The following is a 19,530-nucleotide window of genomic DNA, read 5'->3' as shown; positions in this document are numbered from 1 at the left end:
CTATTTGAAAGTTAATAACGCCGAATTTATTATCAGCGCCGTTGGTCCTGATCAGTACCCGACGGACGCCTTGCCGGAGATTGCTCTGGCAGGGCGCTCCAACGTCGGAAAGTCTTCACTCATCAACCGGATGATTAACCGCAAGAATCTTGCCCGAACCAGTTCTACACCGGGTAAGACACAGCATATGAACTATTACCGGGTTAATCAGGATATGTATTTTGTCGATTTCCCGGGATACGGTTATGCCAAGGTATCTAAGACGCAGCGGGCCTCTTGGGGCAAAATGGTTGAGAAATACATGGAAGAGCGTGACACGCTGAAGCTTATCCTGCTTGTAGTGGATCTGCGCCATCCGCCGACAGGCAATGATAAAATGATGTTCGACTGGCTCAAGCATTATGACCTGCCGCTCTGTGTGGTAGCAACCAAGGCAGACAAGATTCCCAAGACACGCTGGCCGAAGCACATCAAGATCATGAAGCAGGAGCTCGGCGTATTGCCGGGAGATAACTTCATCCCGTTCTCATCGGAGCTGGGACTAGGCCGTGAGGAGCTGTGGGCTCTTATTGAGGATTACAGCAGACATGAAGCAGCGGAACAGGCAGAAGAGACGTTGGATCAGGATGGGCCGGAGGATGTAACCGCCGGGCAGAGTCCACTTGCTGATGAAGAAGCGGAATCCTAGATCTATGACATTCGATACCTCCGGCTCATCCTGAATTCTCTAAGGATAAGATGTTTTATCGGCATACAGTCTGTTCCCGCTCAAGAGATAACCCGCATTCATCCATGTATAATCATTGTAGAGGCTGTTACAAAGAATAGAGGGATGGTTATGGCTCAGCGATTGGCTACAGAATATGTCAATGCGACTCTGCAGATGACAGAATTTCAGATGAACCAGTTTCTGCTTACAGCTGACACCTGCTATATCAGCCACCGTGTTAAAGTAGTCGGGGGCGGTGAACAGGTGATTGTTCTGGAGGAAACCGGGGGAGAAGAAGTGCGCTTCACGGTTGCGAATAGACGGGGAATTTACTGGTGTACGCTATCCTGCCGTGTCGTTAATCCGCATCTTAACAATGCGATCCGTAAGCTGTTTATTACCTATAAAGGCTCGGGGACTATTAACAGAATTTATGAAGGCTTTACCATGGTATATTACTATGAACGCGGCTCGGTACGCCGGATTTCAGAATTGACGGCTTCCGGCAGCAAGCTGATCTATCAGCACAAGCATTCCCTGTCAGAGATAATGACTGTGTATAAATCGGAGGCTATTGAGCGGGAGATTGCTGTGCTGCGCGGCAAGGCTGACCAATTGCTGGATTTGCGCAACGCAGGATGCTCGGCAGAGGAGCTTCACGATATTGATAGGGAGCTCGCGTCTATAGCCCGAGGTTTGTTTTATCTGGAGGCATAGTCTACAATAAGATCACATAACTAGCAATCATTTCCTAGTGAAATGGTTGTATTTTTTTGAGAAACTATACAATAGAACTGGAAAAGGACCGATAAAAAGTATATGATAGATATTCATAGCCACATTTTGCCTTTTATGGATGACGGTGCTGCCGACTGGGAAGCGGCCCTCTCCATGGCTCAGGATGCTGTACAGGACGGTATTTCCGCTGTAGTCGCAACACCGCATCACGCGAATGGAGTATATATGAACCCCGCCCTGGCTATCGGACAAGCGGTGGAGCTGCTGAATGAGAGAATCCGGCAGGCTGGACTTCCGCTGCTTGTGCTTCCCGGTCAGGAGATCCGTGTCTACGGGGAACTCCTGAATGATCTGGAGCAGGGTGAACTTCTTACGCTCGCGAATACGAGATATATTCTGCTGGAAATGCCTTCTTCACGTGTGCCCCGAACAATGGAGGAGACGTGCCACGAGCTGGTCATCCAAGGCTACATTCCGGTCATCGCCCATCCGGAGCGTAACGCTGAGGTTGCCAGTAATCCTTCCAAGCTTGAGAGATTAATAGAGCTGGGAGCAGTGGGTCAGGTCACTGCCCAGAGTCTGGCCGGAACCTTTGGAAGCAAGCTGCAGAAGCTGTCTATCGACCTGTGCCGGAGGGACGCCGTTCATGTTGTCGCATCGGATGCACACGATAACAGTCATCGTCCGTTTGGATTAAGTGAAGCTTACAAGGTAATTGAGAAGGAACTGGGTTCTGTGGCTTACGACAATTTCCGCCAAAATTCGCAGAAAATCATCGACAACGAAGAGCTAATTCGAGCTAATTACAGCAATTCAGGCAAGAAGCTTCATAGAATGTTCGGATTTTTTTCTCGTAAAGGGTGACCTATCTGTGGAATGATGGTAGAATTGTTTCTACTGGGTTATTGTTACAAATTATCAGAATAGTATGCGTTAGGGCGAAACTTTTCTAGCATTACCGCAGTATAAGAGTTATTACTACATAAAAAGAGGTGGATGACAAGTGAGTTTGAAGAAGAAACTAGCAGTATCAACTCTAGCAGTAAGCATGGCAGCAGCATCCGTTGCAGGGTTTCCATTCAGCAGCGAAGGATTGGCTAAGCACCTTGGCGTGAGCGTAGCATCAGCAGCGACTGGCACTACAATTTTTGATACGCTGAAGACCCGTGCAAGCGTGTTGTATGCATCGCTGACCACTGAAGAGAAAGCGATTTTACGTGATTTCCGTACAGAACTGCAAGGTCTGTCCCAAGCCCAGCTGGAAGCAGATTTCGCACCTGTAGTGGACAAGCTGACTTTCCTGGACAGCGCGGATAAGACCCTTTTCTACGAGCTTTACAGTGAGCTGGTAGATTCTTACTACACAACTGATCTTTCGGCAGTAACTGATATTCAGCAGTCGCCGAACTACCAGGCCTACAAAGACCTGCTGAAGAAGGTAGCAACCAACATTGGTGTGCCTAACCTTACCGTAGATGATCTTTATAACACACTATTCGGAACAGCTGGTGTTGAACAGACACTGATTCCAATTCTTAAGGGCAAAGGCGAAACTGTAATTGCAGCAGCGCTTCTTGATCCAAGCAGTGACCTGTTCAAGCAAGTTGAAACAGCTGTATACGGCGTAAAGGTTGGCAGCTCTACAGTTAAGGATGTAGTGTACGGACTGAATGATTTCAATGTTACTAAGGCTGATTTCAGCGCAGTTAAAACGAACCTTGAGCAATCCATCTCCCCAGCCAAAGCTAAGGCAGCAGCACTTGTTCTGGCTCATGCCTACTACACTGCGTACCTGCAGCCTAGCACTAATCCAGGAACATCTAATCCGGGAACTGGAGTAGTTACTAATCCTACCGCAACCCCAGGCATTTATGATGTATCCTCTCTGGTAAGTGTGGTTAACGGTAAAGCAACACTGAAGCTGGTTGACGCTGACGTGCTGAAAGCTTTTGACGCTCTGCTGGCAGCAAACCCAGGAAAAACTGGATTGACACTTACCTTGAATCTGGGAACTGTGAACGCTACTGTTGTAGAAGTTCCTCTCTCCAAAGCGATCATCGAAGCTGCTAAGGCTAAAGGCATTGCCAACATTGCAATCACATTTAACGGTTTGACTGTTACTATCCCGGTATCCCAGTTCAGCGATGCTGTGACACTGACAGTTACTACTGAAGCTGATTCTACAGTAACCTCGCTGACAAGCCAGAAGCTGGCTTCGAAGGTATATTCCTTCGACCTGACAGTAGGCGGAGTAGCAACAACAGTCTTCAAACAACCTCTGACCATCAAGCTGCCACTGGTTAACACAACAGGCCTTGATAAAGAACTGCTGTCTGTAGCGAAAGTTGTATACGGAGCCCTTCAATACCATGGCGGTGTTGTAGACGGTGAACACATCGTTGAGCCTCGTGATACTTTCTCTTCATATGCAGTAGTTGAGAACAAAGTAACCTTCAGTGATATCGCTAACGTACAGGCTTGGGCTGGCAGACAGATTCAAGTTGTAGCTGCTAAGGGCGCAATTGAAGGTATCGGCTCCGGTAAATTTGCTCCTAAGAGCAATGTAACCCGCGCTGAATTCTCCAAGATGCTGATCCGTGCGCTGAACCTTGAGAACAGCACAGCAACTGAAAGCTTCAGCGATGTAGCCTCCACAGCATGGTACGCTCCTTATGTTGCAGTAGCAGCTGAGAAGGGCATCATCACTGGACGTAACGCTTCGACCTTTGATCCAAATGCAACTATTACACGTGCTGAGATGGCTACAATGATCTCCCGTGCAGTTAAATCCATTAACCCTGCCGCTGCTACAGATGCTTCCGCACTGAGCAAGTTCTCGGATGCTGCTAAGATCAGCGCTTCCCTGAAAGACGGCGTTGCCTTTGCAGCAAGCAATAACCTGGTAATCGGTAACGGCGGGAAGTTCAATCCTAACGATACTGCTACCCGTGCAGAAGCTGCTGTAATCATCTATCGTACAATTAACTTTAAGTAAGAAGTAAGCTAAGAAGCAAGTGGAGAGCCTCCTCTCGTCTATGTGAGAGGGGGCACTTTTTTAGCACAGATTATATCATTATAGAAACCGCTTGGAGGGAAATTCACTTGTCAGCACAAGAATTGGATCTTCGCGATTATTTCCAGATTGTTAAGAAGAGACTGTGGATGATTGTCAGTATTGTGGTCATTGTATGTCTTCTTGCCGGGATTTACAGCCTTTATATCAAGAAACCGGTGTATGAAGCTTCAACCAAGATTATCGTTAATCAGACGCAGCAAGTACAGACGGCAGCATCGGAGCTGGACCTGAATCAGATCAATACCAATATCCAAATGATTAACACGTACAAAGAGATCATTAAGACCCCTGCCATTCTGGATGTCGTAGCCAATAACTATCCGGAGTTTAATACCAACGCCGAAGAGTTGCTTAAGAAGGTTAATGTGAGCTCAGTCAATAATACGCAGGTGATGACACTTGTCGTTCGAGATAATTCATACCAGAGAGCAGCAGAACTCGTAAATGCCATTTCACTTGTGTTCAAACAGGAGATCCCTTCCTTGTTCAATGTACAGAACGTATCGATTCTGAATGAGGCTAAGCTTAATCCGCCTGTTGAACCGGGACCGGTTGAACCTAATGTCGTGATGAACCTGGCCATTGCTTTTATCGTATCGTTAATGATCGGTCTGGGTATTGCCTTCCTGCTGGAGTATCTGGATGATACATTGAAGACGGAAGAGGATATCGAGAAATACCTGGGGTTGCCGACGATTGCAATGATTACCAGACTCGGCCAGGAAGAAACAAGAGGAACAGAGACACAGGCACAGCAGCATACCAGAAAGGCGGGCGAACTCGAACATGTCACAGCAGCCAAATAAACAACGCCACCTGATTACCGTGACCAATCCGCGTTCTCCGGTATCGGAAGCCTTCCGGGCACTGCGCACGAACATTGACTTCTCATCTATCGATGAGCGGATTCAGATTATTATGGTTACCTCCTCCGGACCGGAAGAAGGAAAGTCCACAGTGACAGCCAACCTTGCGGCGGCGTATGCTCAAGCTGATAAGAAGGTATTGCTAATTGATGGTGACATGCGGAAGCCGACGGCGCATAAGACCTTCTCACTCAGTAACCGTCATGGTCTGTCTTCATTGTTATCTCAACAAACCAATTTAAATGAAGCCATTCAGGAATCCGGTGTTCCTAATTTGTCTATTATGACCTCAGGCCCAATTCCGCCTAATCCGGCAGAAATGATGGCTTCGAACCGGATGAGTATGGTCCTGCAGGAGCTGCGTCAACAATTCGATGTCATCATGTTTGATACACCCCCTCTGCTGGCAGTTACAGATGCACAGATTGTCGCCTCGAAGAGTGACGGTGTCATTATGGTTGTCAGCTACGGTAAAGTGAAGCGGGAGATCGCCGCGAAGGCTAAGGCGAACCTGGATAGAGTCGGTGCGAAGATGCTTGGAGTAGTGCTGAATAATGTCAAACGTAAAGCCAGCGAAGGCTACTATTATTACTACTATGGAAACTGACATTGTTCTATAGAATAAATTGTTATTTTTGGAGGCACTAAAAATGACAGCGAAAACCAGAGTGTTCATGTTGTTCCTGATAGATCTTGTTATAATATGGTTCAGCATTGTGACATCTTACCTATTCCGTTTCTATAGCGATATTCCGCAGGAATATGTTGTGCAGATGCTATTCTATGGCTTAATCTGCACCCTGTCCTTTGGCGGTAGTCTGATATACTTCGGACTGTACCGCAGATTATGGCAATATGCCAGTATCGGCGAGATTGTATCGGTCATGAAAGCTATTGTAGTAGGAGCCGTAATCTCATACGCAGTAGCTTTTGTTATGCTTCCGTCACGGGTTCCGTTCAGTATAGAAATACGTTCTGTAGAGACTATTCTATTATTAGTGGGTGGCGTACGTCTATTCTGGAGAGTCTTCCGCAGAGGAAGATTCACTAATGCGGATACTGAAGTTCATACCTTGATTGTCGGAGCTGGGGATTGCGGAATATTGATTGCCAGAGAGCTGATGGGTGTTTCCTTTGCGAACACCCGTCTCATTGGCTTCATTGACGACAGCAACGACAAGCTTCATTTGAAGATTCTCGGAGTCCCTGTTCTGGGTAACCGTTATGATATTCCAAGAATCGTGAAGGAACGGGAGATTCACGAGATTATTATTGCGATGCCTTCCGTATCACGGAGTGAGATCTCCGAAATTGTTAATTTGTCCAAGGCAACAGGAGTGAAGCTGAAGATCATTCCTGCACTTAGTGACTTGATTACCGGAAAGGTGTCCGTTAAGAAGCTGCGGGATGTCAGTGTCGAGGATTTACTTGGCCGTGAACCGATCGTTGAAGATATGAACAGTATCCTTGGATATGTTCACAATAAGACGGTCCTGGTTACCGGAGCAGGCGGATCCATTGGTTCTGAATTATGCCGGCAGATTTCTCCCTACTCGCCCGACAAGCTGTTGATTCTCGGACATGGAGAGAACAGTATTTACACAATTGAAATGGAGCTTCGCAAGAGCTTTCCTGAGTTGAATATTGTAACGGTTATTGCTGATGTACAGGATCGCACCCGGATGATGGAAGTCTTCGAAAGTCACAGACCGCATGTAGTCTTTCATGCGGCAGCGCATAAGCACGTGCCATTGATGGAGCGTAATCCCTCTGAGGCGATTAAGAATAATGTGTTTGGTACACGTAATGTAGCCGATTGTTCTGAGAAGTACGGGGCCGAACGGTTTGTCATGATTTCTTCTGATAAGGCGGTTAACCCTACCAGTGTTATGGGAGCGACGAAACGGATTGCAGAGATGTATGTACAAAGTCTAAATACAACAAGCAGCACCAAGTTCTCGGCAGTTCGCTTCGGTAATGTATTGGGTAGCCGGGGGAGCGTCATTCCTGCCTTCAAGCAGCAGATTGCTGCCGGTGGCCCTGTGACGGTCACTCATCCGGAGATGATTCGTTATTTCATGACTATTCCGGAAGCCGTGCAATTGGTCATTCAATCCGGAGCTTTCGCCAAAGGCGGCGAAGTGTTCGTGCTAGATATGGGAGAGCCGGTCAAGATCCTAACCCTTGCAGAAGATTTGATTACTTTGTCTGGCTATGAGCCTTACAAGGATATCAACATAGTCTTCTCAGGTATTCGCGAAGGCGAGAAGCTGTATGAAGAACTGCTGACCGCTGAAGAGAATCTGGGCTCGACCCAGCATGACCGTATCTTTATAGGTAAACCCAATGTAATCAGTCAGAATCAGCTGGAGCTGGAATTCAAGAGATTGGAACGCGTCTTGTCTGAAGAGCCGGAAGCGATTCGTGAAGTGATTAATCAGATTGTGCCAATGCAGCCGGTAGCCCAGGTGGCAATTATCTAACTATTGTATGTGGAGGTACTTGAAGTGAAGAGATGGAAGAAAGTATTGATTTGGACGTTGTCGGTAATTGTGGTGCTGGGAGTTGGCGGACTGTTCGCTGCGAACTATGCGGTAGACAAGCTTATGAATTCTATGGCAGGCGGGTTTGAGATAGAAGATGCTGCTGACAATGTAGCACAGGACGAGATTGTAGAGCCTGTGGTAGCGGCGGGGGATAATGGTGCTGACTTGTCACCATCAACAGTACCATCAGTAACCGAATCGCCATCGAGTACACCTGTGACTGAGACTTCTTCCAATAATAACAGTACACAAGGGTCAGAAACGGCGAATAGTACTACTAATCCTGTCACTACTCCAGTGCCAACACCTGAGGGAACAGATGGGATTGCTCATATCTCAACTGACAAAGCCAAGGAAGTTCAAGATAATGTCTCTATTAAGGATAAAGCCAACGTGGCTTCTATAGTGGCGCAGCAATTAAGTGTTTCGGATATTAAGAGACTTCAAGAGCTAGCAAAAGGCGGACTTACTAATGAAGAGAAGCGGGAAGCGCGCAGTATCATTCTTGGTAAGGTTTCAGAGGAACAGTATAATGAGCTTTCACAAATAGCGAAAAAATATGGTGTAAGTCAAGGTAGAACACGAGACCAGATTATTGTTGAAGAAGAACAACTTAAAGCCCAAGAAGGAGGGAGTAAGTGATATGTCAAAAGTGAAACTACCTGCAGCAGCATTGCTATTAATATTACTTACTGGTGCTACACCTTTAACTGCTTCAGCCCCAATATCTGCTTTTGCCGCAGCTGTATCAGATTCAATTAAGGTGCAAAGTATGGATGTGAAAATGGTTTTTGATGGAGTTAACATGCAGCCTCCAACGGCTCAATATGTCTTCATTCACAACAATACAACCTATGTGCCGATTAGATTTGTCTCTTATGCTTTACAGAAGAGTGTCAGCTGGGACGCCAAAAATCTTAAGGTCACTGTTGCTGAACCAAGCAGCTCCGAACTTGTTGTTATTAAAGAATATCTTATGAATGCTGGTAATATGAATACTTCCACAACAGCAGCAAAGAGTATTACTCTGAGTAAGACGAAAGCAAGCTATGTCTTTAATGGAGCCGCCAAAACTGTACCTTCAGGACAAGCTAGTTATATGTTGAACGGTTCTTTGTACGTTCCACTTCGTTTTCTCTCTGAGTCTGTAGGCAACAAGATTTCATGGGATCAGAAGACCAAGACCATTACTGCTACATCTGCAGGTTATCAGGAGCAGAATAGCGGCTCAACTAACAATAGTTCTTCAGGAGGAGGGGCCACTCCTTCTGCAACAGCTACGCCAGCACCGACGAGTGGAGCAGCTGGTGGTGGCTCTGCTGGAACAGGTACAGTCACCTATGAACAAATTACAAGTGCCACAGAGGCGAAGCTCTCTACATTACGCAATCAGAGCAGTTCAGTTTTGATGAGTCTTGCACTTCAATATGTTCAGGCAACCGATCAAGCAACCAAAGCCAGTCTTCTGGCTCAAGGAAAACAACAGCTCGCTTCGTCTACGACTACCTTTAATAGCATAGTTGCTGACGCTGAGAAGCAACTGACTACTAATGGCTACAGTACAGAAATTATTAATCAGTACAAAGCAACCTTTGAAGCTGAATTGCAACAAGGTATGAAACTTGCTGAAGGTATGGGGGAGTAACAAGGTTTAATTTAATCTATACTGCACGACCTCTATCTATAATGCTGAAGATGAGAGGCATACAATGAAACACTAGTTCTAAAAGGATCAGGTGAGCGTATGAAGCCTTATACCATTGTTAAACCAATTATTGATTTTCTACTGGCTCTAATTGGAATTCTCCTTTTATGGCCTTTTTTCTTGATTATTGCTATTTTCATAAAGTTAAGTTCAAAAGGACCGGTTTTATTCAAGCAAAAACGAGTGGGAAAAAACAAAAAAGAATTTTACATATTTAAATTTAGAACAATGAGGACGGATACTCCTTCTGAAATGCCTACACATTTGTTGCAAAATCCAGATTTATTTATAACAAAAATCGGTAAAATTTTAAGAAAGACTAGCTTGGATGAACTCCCTCAGATTATTAATATTCTTAAAGGTGAAATGAGTATTATTGGTCCACGCCCAGCTCTGTGGAATCAGTATGACTTGATTGATGAACGAGACAAATATGATGCAAATAATATTAAACCAGGCTTGACTGGTTATGCTCAGATTAATGGACGGGATGAGCTGTCAAATGAGATTAAAGCTAAGCTAGATGGAGCATATGTTAGCCATATCTCATTATGGTTTGATACTAAATTATTTATGTTGACAGTTAAAAGTGTCATGAAATCCGAAGGTATCCGCGAAGGAGCAAATCATGAAGTTACTTAAAGAAATAACGAGGTTGTTTCATAATGGATAATACACCAATAAAGATTTTGATTACGGGAAAAAATAGCTACGTTGGTAAAAGTTTTAAAAAGTGGGTCGAACAATGGCCGGAACAATATGAAGTTGAGATGATCTCAGTCCGTGATGATGAATGGCAGGGGTATGATTTTTCGAAGTTTGATAGTGTATTACATGTAGCAGGGGTTGCACATATAAAGGAAACGAGTCGAAATCAAGAATTATACTATACTGTTAACCGTGACTTAGCATATAAGGTGGCTAAAAAGGCAAAAGCCGATGGAGTAAAACAATTTATATTTTTAAGTTCAATGAGTGTCTATGGAATAGAGTCAGGTGTGATTAATGAATATTCTATTCCTAATCCTAAGAGTAATTATGGAAAGTCAAAACTGCAAGCTGAGAAATTGCTTTCTAGATTAGAAAGTGATGATTTTATGCTGGCAATTATACGCCCACCAATGATTTATGGTGAAGAGTGCACGGGAAACTATGTGCGATTAAAAAAGTTAATACTTAGAATCCCCATATTCCCTAATATTGAGAATAAACGCAGCGTAATTTATATAAGGAACTTTAGTGAGTTTATCAAAATTCTTGTTAATCAAAAATCAAAAGGGCTTTATCTTCCTCAAAATGCTGAATACATGTGTACTTCTACCCTAGTAAAGCTTGTTGCTGATTCACACGGAAAAAAAATTGTAATGGTTCGAATATTTAATCCAATAATTAAATTGATTATGAGAGGAACTGTAAATAAAATTCTAGGTAATTTGATATATGATAAAAAAGTCTCTGAATGTGGACAGCAGTATAATATATATGATTTTGAAAAATCGATTTTTTTGAGTGAAGCGAGGCATTAAGATGAATGTTCTAAACATAGAAAAGCCCTTGGTCAGTATCGTAATGCCAGCATATAATTGCGGAAAATTTATAGAACAATCAATTTTTTCAGTCCTTAATCAATCTTACACTAAGTGGGAGTTAATCATAATTGATGATTGTTCAAAAGATAATACGGTAAGCTTAATCGAATGTATGGCAAAAAATGATGATAGAATTCTGATATATAAAAATGCGAAAAATAGTGGAGTATCGGCTACACGAAATAGGGGGATCTCTGTTGCTAAAGGTGAATGGATTGCATTCCTAGATAGCGATGATATTTGGAATGAACTCAAGCTTGAAAAACAACTTGCATATGCTGCAGATTACAATGCGGAGTTTCTTTTCACGGGATCGGCCTTTATAAATGAAGAAGGAACACCGTATAGTGGAATATTTCAAATTCCTGAGAAGGTCAACTATAAATTGCTAAGGAAACATAATGTTGTTTCATGTTCCTCTGTGATCATAAAGAAGAGCTTAACTGAAAATATGAAGATGGAAAGAGATGATTTACACGAAGATTATGCATTTTGGTTAAAAATTTTAAAAACTGGAGTAAATGCATATGGTCTTAATGATCCGTTAATTACGTATCGTATATCACGAAACTCAAAATCAGGGAATAAGTTTAAAACTCTCAGTATGACTTATAAAGTATTCCGTTTTGTGGGAATGAATCCAGTAAGTTCTGTATTTTTTACATTGACTCATGTCATTGGTTCATTAAAAAAATATAAAAAAATCAAGATTAAAAAAAGTGAATAATAGTTTTACTATTATTATTGATAAATGATAGATTGAAATCAAAAATAGATATTTAATTATTCAAACTCAATGTGAAGCTAGCTGATGATATGTGAAGAATTAGAGATTATGAGACAATGATGATTAATTTGTGGAAGTTGGAGTGATTTAATGATAGGTATTATTTTTATTGGAGACATTAAGTATTGTCCTTATTTGGATAAATATACAGATGAAATCATAAGAAATAATGAGGATTATGAAGTTTTGTATTGGGCTAGAGAGAAATACTCTAAACACTATAAGAACAATAATTCAAGTAAGTTCATTCCATTTTATTTGGAATCAAGTTTATCTAATCCTCCTCATAAAAAAATGCTTGGTTTTTATAAGTTTAGGAAATGGTTAGTGAAAAAAATTAAACAGAATAAATATGAAAAACTTATTATATTATCTACATTATCTGGGATCATAATTAATGATCTATTACTGAAAGAGTATAAAAATAAGTATATATTTGATATTAGGGATTATAGTTATGAACATAACAAATTATTTTATTTAATTGAAGAAAAGCTGATTAAACATTCCTACTTCACTTCAATTTCTTCGGAAGGCTTTAAATCTTTTCTTCCGCCCTTTAGTAAATATTTAATTGTCCATAATTTTAATTCTAAAGAAGTTAATATGGATAACGAATTTAAAAAAGATGTTGTTGCAAATCCACTTACCGTTGTTTGGAACGGGACATTGAGATATTTTGATCATCAAAAGCACATTATTGATCATTTTAGTAAAGATGATAGGTTTAAACTAGTTTATCATGGTATAGGCCCAGAATATGATACATATATCAAATATTGCAGAGATATGAATATTGAGAATGTTACGTTTACTGGAGAGTACAATAATAATGATAAACATGAATTAATAAAGGGAGCGCATATAATAAATAATAGTTACATATCTCATAAACATATGGAAACAAAATATGCCATATCAAATAAATTTTATGATGGTGTTATTTATAAAATTCCACAATTGGTTGAATTAGATTCTTACAAATTTGATCTTGTTATGAAATACGGAGTAGGGTTTGGAATTGACGTAAAAAGTAGCAATTTTACAGATATATTATATGAAAAATATATGGAATTACAAGAAGGTGTCTTCAATTTAAATGCTAATAGCTACTTAGAAAAGATAATAGAAGAAGATAAAAATTATATTTATGCTATAAATAATTTTATCTCTACCAATATTTGATAGGTTATTTTTTGGAGGTTTGTGGTTATGGGGGTATATATTGCTCTGCTTTCTTTTATAACTTTATTTCTAGTAGCACATGAAAAAAAAATGCATGTTAATATTTCAGTAAATCAAGTAAATAATTTCAAAAAAAAGAGAATCATTTCTCAATTTGTCATTATTTGTATTCTTGGGCTTTTTTCTGGAACACGAGATGGTATAGGGATCGACTATTCATCTTATTTGATACATATCAAACAAATATCTTTGGGTTATCCTAATTACATGGAATTTGGATTTCGTTATCTCTCGAAATTCGTTATGGTCTTTTTTGATGATCCAAAAGCAGTAATAGTAACTATATCATTTTTGACGGTTTATTTTTTTGTTAGTTCTATATATTACCAAAGTAGCAATGTTACAATGAGTGTTTTTTTGTTTTTAACATGGGGATATTACTTTTTCACCTTCAATACAATAAGAAATTATTTTGCCTTAGCATTAGTTTTCTTTTCTCTCAAATATATATTTGAAAAAAAATATTTGAAATTCATCTTTTTTGTGATTTTAGCATCTTTATTTCATAAAAGTGCATTAGTATGCCTTCCGGTATATTTATTGGTTAACAGGAAATTTAGTAAGTCGACTTATTTGTACCTTGTACTTGGCGCGATGCTTTTGTATTTGATTAAGGCCCCAATGCGTGAAGTTGCTTTTTGGATTTATCCAGTGTATGAAAACAGTGTGTATGACGCGGGAAGAGTTTCAGTGTTAAATATAGCGAAATCACTACTAGTACTATTTTACGGGCTTCTGTACTATAAAATAATAAAAGATAATCATAAATTGATGGTATATTTTAATTTAAACGCAATAGCCTTAATAATTTATACTGCATTGTATTGGTTGCCGGAAATATCTAGAGTAGGTTTTTATTTTAATATAGTATCAATTGTTTTCATTTCAAATTTAACCACTCTTATTAATGTAAGGGATCAGATGATAGCAAAATATATAATTTACTCTATTAGTATGATTCTTTTTGTTTTGTTAATGAGAGAGTTTTATAATCCGACAGTTCAGTTATTGCCTTACAGGAGTTGGATATTCAAGTAAAGAAGGAGAAAGTGATGAAAAAAGTTCTATACGTAGCGCCTTTAGTAGTTGGATTTCAAGACATACTAGAAGGTCAAACAGAAAGCCGAGGATTGCCGTCATTCATACTACCTCTGAAGAAAATACAAGAATCATATGATTACCAAGCTGACATTGTGTTAATCTCAAATTTTAATGAAAATTATAGGATAAATGTAGATTGGTTATCGGAGAATGATATTGTAGCCAATATAAATAATGATTTGTCTACAAAGAATAAAGTCTTTAAGATATACAGAAAATTAAAATCTTCATTCCAACTATTTAACATATTAATGAAAGCAACTAAAGAAAAACAATATGAAGTTATTTATTGTCATGGAAAGGCTGCAATTTGGGGGAATATTGTTTCACTCATAAGGAGAGTTCCTTGTGCTTATAGATTATACGGAACATCTACATATTATAATGATTTGATGAAATATGGAAAATTTTTAGGAGCAATCAAAAATCCTATTTACTCATTAATATTTAAGTTGCCAAAAAAATTTTTAATGATTACTGATGATGGAAGTCATGGCGATAAAGTTTATGAAATGATGAAACCTAAGTTATATGACTATCCAGTCCACTTTTTATTGAATGGTGTTGACCATCAATCCATAAATAAATTAGATAAAAGTCTAGCATCAAATAAAGGGAAGTATATATTCCATGCTGGTAGGATTGATCAAGTAAAAAGACAAGATAGAAACATAAATATTTTAAAAAAGACAAGAGATAATGGCAATGATTTAGAACTCTATTTGGCAGGCCATTACGATGTTAATTCTGATTATTACAGGTATCTAAAAGAACTGATCCAAAGATTGGAGCTTGATAAATATGTTCATTTCTTAGGTCCAATAAAAAGAGAAGAACTTAAGGTTATGTCGTATTACTCAGTGTGTACATTATTGATGGGTGATATCGCTAATAATGGAAGTGTTTTTTATGAGGTCTTCTCAACTGGCTCAATTGTTGTCGGATTAAATGATGATGGGCTTCGTGAATTCATTGATAATCAAAAAAATGGATTTCTTGTTGAAAACGATGATGAAGCTGCCGATGTTATATGTGAAATAAATGAAAATAAATATGATAATTTAATGCAAATTAAAAACAATGCAATAATAACCTCTAAAGAAAAACTGCTTAATTGGAATGATAGAGTTGATTTGGAAATCAGAGTATTGTTCGAGTGATGTGATCAGGAGTTGATTATTTGAAGAAGTTAAAATTAGTAATTGGGTATTTAATTTATAAGTTAATTGCAACCAACTTACCACAAAGTTATTTGAGAATAAATAAATTTTCTCATTTTTTAAGAGCATTTTGTGGAAAGTTGATTTTTGAGGAAAGCGGAAAACAGATAGCAATTGGAAAAAAAGCAATAGTAAGTAGACGTATAAAGATTGGAAACAAATCAGGAATAGGGGAATATTGCGAAATATATGGTACATGTTATATCGGAAACAATGTTCTCATGGCTCCAGAATGCATCATTTATACCCGAAATCATAATTATAAAAAGAAAGAACTAATAATACTTAATCAAGGTGTTGAAATTGAAAAACCAGTTGTTATTGGGGATGATGTTTGGATAGGAAGAAGAGCTATGATAATGCCAGGTTGTCATATTGGTAATGGAGCGGTTATAGCGGCTGGAAGTATAGTCACAAAAAATGTTCCTGAATATGCTTTAGTCGGTGGCAATCCGGCCAAAATTATTAAATATAGAACGTAAATGCGTAAAAGTTTTTCTTGTAAGTGCAAACTATGCTTCATAGAATTATTGATATTAGGTGGTCTTATAATCTTATGAAAAGAAATATTGGGTTTGATGCTATGAAAATTACTATTTCTCAAATAGTAACTTTATCAGTTTCTATGATTACAGCAATGATTTTATCTAGATATTTATCACTACAGGATTATGGAACTTATTCACAAATGATTTTAATTATTACTTTGGTATCAACTTTATTTGGAATAGGCTTACCTTCTAGTATCAATTATTTCGCTGCAAGAACAGAAAACAATAAAGAAAAACAAGAGTTTTTTTCGAATTATTATACTCTATCGACTTTATTAGGTATTCTAGCAGGCATATTTGTATTATTATGTGCTCCATTTATAGTGAAGTACTTTAATAATACCTTTCTTCTCAAATTTGTTTACATTTTAGTTGTGCTTCCATGGGCTAAAATTATTGATTCAAGTATTAGTAACTTTCTCATAATCTATAATAAAACAAATAAACTATTGATTTATCAATTTTTTCATAGCATCTTGCTTATGGCGACTATACTTGTAGCAATGCTTTATGATCTTGGGTTTCAACTATATATGAGTCTATATTTATTAGTTGAAGTTGCTTTTCTAGCTATAATTTATATCATTGTATTCAAAACTTCTGAAAAAATATATATTAGAATGAATTTAAAGTTGATAAAAGAGATACTTGTGTTTTCAATACCGATTGGTTTAGCAACAGCTGTGGGTACTATCAGTATACAAATAGATAAGATGATAGTAGGAAGGGTTTATAGTGTTGAACAGTTGGCTGTATTTAGTATTTCATCTAAAGAACTGCCTATAACATTTATTGCGGGATCTATTACTGCTGTTTTGCTTCCACATATTGTGAAAAAAATAGAACAAAAGAAAATGAATGAGGCTGTTGGTATTTGGAAAGAAGCTTCAATTCTGTCATATATTATAATTTGTTTTTTTGTTGCTTTTATTTTTGTTTTTTCTTCAGAAATTATAACTCTGTTGTATTCAGAAAAATATTTAGAAGGTATTAGTATATTTAGAATATTCACATTAGTTTTATTAATTAGATTTACATATTTTGCAATGATATTAAATGCCACTGGCTATACAAAATTTATTTTTTATAGTTCATTATTATCTCTTGTCATTAACCTTTTGATGAATTTGGTGCTTTATAGAATTTTTGGTTTTATCGGACCTGCTTTGGCCACACTTTTTTCTATGGGGATTATTGCGTTAGTGCAACTTATTGTTACTGCTAAGGTCATAAAAATACCATTTAGAACAGTAATGCCTTGGAAAAAAATGTTTCAAGTTAGTTTGATAAATATTGTTGGAGGTTTGATTTTCTTTTTTGTAAGAAATTATACTTTGCGTTTTGATATAAATATTTATCTGAAATTATTGTTTTTTTTCTTAGTGTGGAGTTCTATTTATTTTATATTTGTAAAAAATGAGATAAAGGAGTCATGGAAGGCTCTTAATTAATAATACGAACTTTAGAGGAGGAGTTGGTTATTAATTTTATACTAAGAGTAATAAATGGTATTATGTGTTATATTTTAGGTAATGTGTTTTCTTTATTATACTATGAGAGAAGATACTTGCGAGGCAAGTATTTTAGCGGTAGGTTTTTTGGAGTGTTTTCTATTGGTTGGAAGTGGGTTGTAAGAGATAGCATCAATCGACTACTATTTGGGTTTAATAAAGAGATTCCTTTTCCAGTATCACCAAAGATTCAAGTAGGTAATTACAAAGACATTGAATTTCATGTTGATGATTTGAATAATTTTCAGGGCCAAGGTAATTACTATCAAACTTACAATGGTGGAAAGATTATTATTGGTAGAGGTACATATATTGCTGCTAATGTAGGTATCATTACAGAAAATCACGATATTTATGATCCTGATAATCATGTTAATCCTAAAAATGTTATTTTAGGTGAAAAATGTTGGGTTGGTATGAATAGTGTAATACTACCAGGTGTTACATTAGGTCCTCACACAACAGTTGGAGCTGGATCGGTAGTCACGAAAAGTTTTCCTGATGGATACGCTGTAATTGTAGGTAATCCGGCAAGAAAAATCAAGGATTTGAAAGATTAATTTGGAGGTAGTTCTAATGAATAAAATTAAAGAAAAGCTGCTGAGTAGAGAAGCAATTTTAGGTGTAGTGGGATTAGGTTATGTCGGACTTCCGCTGGCAGTAGAAAAAGCAAAGGCAGGATTTAAAACAATCGGATTTGATGTTCAAGAGTCTAAAGTAGAAATGGTCAACTCTGGAAAAAATTACATCGGTGATGTTGTAAATGAGGATCTAGAAGAAATAGTTAAATCAGGATTATTATCAGCAACTACTGACTTTGCACAAGTTGCTTCTGCAGATTGTGTGTGTATTTGTGTGCCTACCCCATTAGATGAACACCAACAGCCAGATATTAGTTATGTCAAGGCTTCAGCAGAGAGTATAGTACCATATATGCATAAAGATATGTTAGTAGTGCTCGAATCTACAACATATCCTGGAACCACAGAAGAATTATTGAAACCGATTCTTGAAAAATCCGGTCTAAAATGCGGTGAGGATTTTTATTTGGCTTTTTCACCAGAACGCGTAGATCCAGGTAATTTAATATATAAGACTAAAAATACACCAAAGGTTGTCGGCGGTATTACACCAACGTGTACTGATGTAGCAGCAGTTCTTTATGAGGGGATATTGGAAGCGCCGATACATCGTGTTTCATCCCCGGCCGTGGCCGAAATGGAGAAAATTTTAGAAAACACGTATAGAAATATTAATATTGGGCTCGTAAATGAACTTGCTATTCTATGTAACAAAATGAATATAAATATATGGGAGGTTATTGACGCAGCTAAATCTAAACCGTATGGGTTTCAAGCCTTTTACCCAGGACCAGGTTTGGGAGGCCACTGTATTCCTTTAGACCCATACTATCTTTCTTGGAAAGCTCGTGAATATGGGTTTCATACTTCGATGATTGAATCTTCTATGATGGTTAACGATAGAATGCCAGAGTATTGTGTGGAAAGAACAAGTAAAATACTCAATCGATTTAAAAAAGCAATGAATGGTTCAAGAATACTTGTGTTAGGTGTTGCATATAAGCAGGATATTGATGATTATAGAGAAAGCCCTGCAACACGAGTTATAGAAGAGCTTGAAAAAGAATGCGCTAATGTAGTGTACTATGATCCTTTCGTTCCTCAATATCACATAGATGGTAAAGTAAGAATAGGTGAAAATGAACTGACCTCTGAACTACTTGAAAATGTTGATCTTGTACTAGTTACTACTGCACATACTAATGTTGATTATGAGTATGTACAAAAGCATGCTCCATTTATTTTTGACACTAAGAATGCAATGAAGAATGTAGAACAACGATATAATATCGAACTACTATAAAG

General features: G+C 38.4%; 18 protein-coding genes and 1 pseudogene. All 19 read left to right on the top strand.

The features are described from left to right. Positions 1 to 4: 4 nt before the first annotated feature. The 19 genes and pseudogenes from yihA (at position 5) to R70331_RS23940 (ending at position 19,528) form a co-directional block, all read left to right on the top strand. On the top strand, positions 5 to 688 hold the full coding sequence (gene yihA / locus R70331_RS24030; protein ID WP_042179901.1) for a ribosome biogenesis GTP-binding protein YihA/YsxC: 684 nt from the start codon (positions 5 to 7) through the stop codon (positions 686 to 688). A 150-nt stretch (positions 689 to 838) separates the two neighbouring features. Beyond that, positions 839 to 1,426 (top strand): hypothetical protein, encoded by a 588-nt coding sequence (locus R70331_RS24025; protein WP_042179897.1) that lies wholly within the window; start codon positions 839 to 841, stop codon positions 1,424 to 1,426. A 102-nt stretch (positions 1,427 to 1,528) separates the two neighbouring features. Continuing rightward, entirely contained in the window at positions 1,529 to 2,311 is a 783-nt protein-coding gene (locus R70331_RS24020; RefSeq protein ID WP_042179895.1) for a tyrosine-protein phosphatase, read from the top strand. 145 nt (positions 2,312 to 2,456) lie between these two features. Continuing rightward, positions 2,457 to 4,442 carry an S-layer homology domain-containing protein gene (locus R70331_RS24015; protein ID WP_156131184.1) on the top strand — a complete coding sequence of 662 codons (1,986 nt, stop codon included), beginning with the start codon at positions 2,457 to 2,459 and terminating at the stop codon, positions 4,440 to 4,442. A 107-nt stretch (positions 4,443 to 4,549) separates the two neighbouring features. Further along, a complete protein-coding gene (locus tag R70331_RS24010) occupies positions 4,550 to 5,329 on the top strand; it encodes a YveK family protein (protein ID WP_081947732.1) in 780 nt (259 codons plus the stop codon). Next, complete coding sequence (locus tag R70331_RS24005) at positions 5,310 to 5,996, top strand: CpsD/CapB family tyrosine-protein kinase (RefSeq protein WP_042179890.1); 687 nt, start codon at positions 5,310 to 5,312, stop codon at positions 5,994 to 5,996. Before R70331_RS24010 ends, R70331_RS24005 begins: the two co-directional genes overlap by 20 nt. A 43-nt stretch (positions 5,997 to 6,039) precedes the next feature. After that, complete coding sequence (locus R70331_RS24000; protein WP_042179888.1) at positions 6,040 to 7,872, top strand: polysaccharide biosynthesis protein; 1,833 nt, start codon at positions 6,040 to 6,042, stop codon at positions 7,870 to 7,872. 24 nt (positions 7,873 to 7,896) lie between these two features. Continuing rightward, complete coding sequence (locus R70331_RS30700; RefSeq protein ID WP_052419191.1) at positions 7,897 to 8,577, top strand: hypothetical protein; 681 nt, start codon at positions 7,897 to 7,899, stop codon at positions 8,575 to 8,577. A 1-nt stretch (position 8,578) separates the two neighbouring features. After that, a complete protein-coding gene (locus R70331_RS23990; RefSeq protein WP_042179885.1) occupies positions 8,579 to 9,580 on the top strand; it encodes a copper amine oxidase N-terminal domain-containing protein in 1,002 nt (333 codons plus the stop codon). A 99-nt stretch (positions 9,581 to 9,679) separates the two neighbouring features. Continuing rightward, a complete protein-coding gene (locus R70331_RS23985) occupies positions 9,680 to 10,282 on the top strand; it encodes a sugar transferase (protein ID WP_042179883.1) in 603 nt (200 codons plus the stop codon). A 23-nt stretch (positions 10,283 to 10,305) separates the two neighbouring features. Further along, positions 10,306 to 11,166, top strand: a complete 861-nt coding sequence (locus R70331_RS23980) for an NAD-dependent epimerase/dehydratase family protein (protein WP_042179881.1) — start codon at positions 10,306 to 10,308, stop codon at positions 11,164 to 11,166. A 1-nt stretch (position 11,167) separates the two neighbouring features. Next, a complete protein-coding gene (locus R70331_RS23975; protein ID WP_042179877.1) occupies positions 11,168 to 11,956 on the top strand; it encodes a glycosyltransferase family 2 protein in 789 nt (262 codons plus the stop codon). Positions 11,957 to 12,106: 150 nt separating this feature from the next. After that, the gene (locus R70331_RS23970) at positions 12,107 to 13,201 is read left to right on the top strand and encodes a glycosyltransferase family protein (protein ID WP_042179875.1); all 1,095 of its coding nucleotides are present in this window, start codon (positions 12,107 to 12,109) and stop codon (positions 13,199 to 13,201) included. Between the two features lie 27 nt (positions 13,202 to 13,228). After that, the gene (locus R70331_RS23965) at positions 13,229 to 14,299 is read left to right on the top strand and encodes an EpsG family protein (RefSeq protein ID WP_042179873.1); all 1,071 of its coding nucleotides are present in this window, start codon (positions 13,229 to 13,231) and stop codon (positions 14,297 to 14,299) included. Between the two features lie 14 nt (positions 14,300 to 14,313). Further along, on the top strand, positions 14,314 to 15,522 hold the full coding sequence (locus R70331_RS23960) for a glycosyltransferase family 4 protein (RefSeq protein WP_042179870.1): 1,209 nt from the start codon (positions 14,314 to 14,316) through the stop codon (positions 15,520 to 15,522). Between the two features lie 377 nt (positions 15,523 to 15,899). After that, positions 15,900 to 16,058: pseudogene (locus R70331_RS32550) on the top strand (DapH/DapD/GlmU-related protein); the annotation flags it as partial. An 80-nt stretch (positions 16,059 to 16,138) separates the two neighbouring features. Continuing rightward, the gene (locus R70331_RS23950) at positions 16,139 to 17,584 is read left to right on the top strand and encodes an oligosaccharide flippase family protein (RefSeq protein ID WP_042179866.1); all 1,446 of its coding nucleotides are present in this window, start codon (positions 16,139 to 16,141) and stop codon (positions 17,582 to 17,584) included. 23 nt (positions 17,585 to 17,607) lie between these two features. Continuing rightward, on the top strand, positions 17,608 to 18,204 hold the full coding sequence (locus R70331_RS23945; RefSeq protein ID WP_231576350.1) for an acyltransferase: 597 nt from the start codon (positions 17,608 to 17,610) through the stop codon (positions 18,202 to 18,204). Between the two features lie 16 nt (positions 18,205 to 18,220). Continuing rightward, positions 18,221 to 19,528: a nucleotide sugar dehydrogenase gene (locus tag R70331_RS23940; RefSeq protein ID WP_042179863.1), complete on the top strand. Its 1,308-nt coding sequence runs from the start codon at positions 18,221 to 18,223 to the stop codon at positions 19,526 to 19,528. The last annotated feature ends 2 nt before the right edge of the window (positions 19,529 to 19,530 follow it).

This window comes from Paenibacillus sp. FSL R7-0331, assembly GCF_000758645.1.
Classification (GTDB): Bacteria; Bacillota; Bacilli; order Paenibacillales; family Paenibacillaceae; genus Paenibacillus_AQ; species Paenibacillus_AQ camerounensis.
Note: the sequence above shows the minus strand (reverse complement) of the source record. Positions and strands in the feature narration are given on the sequence as shown.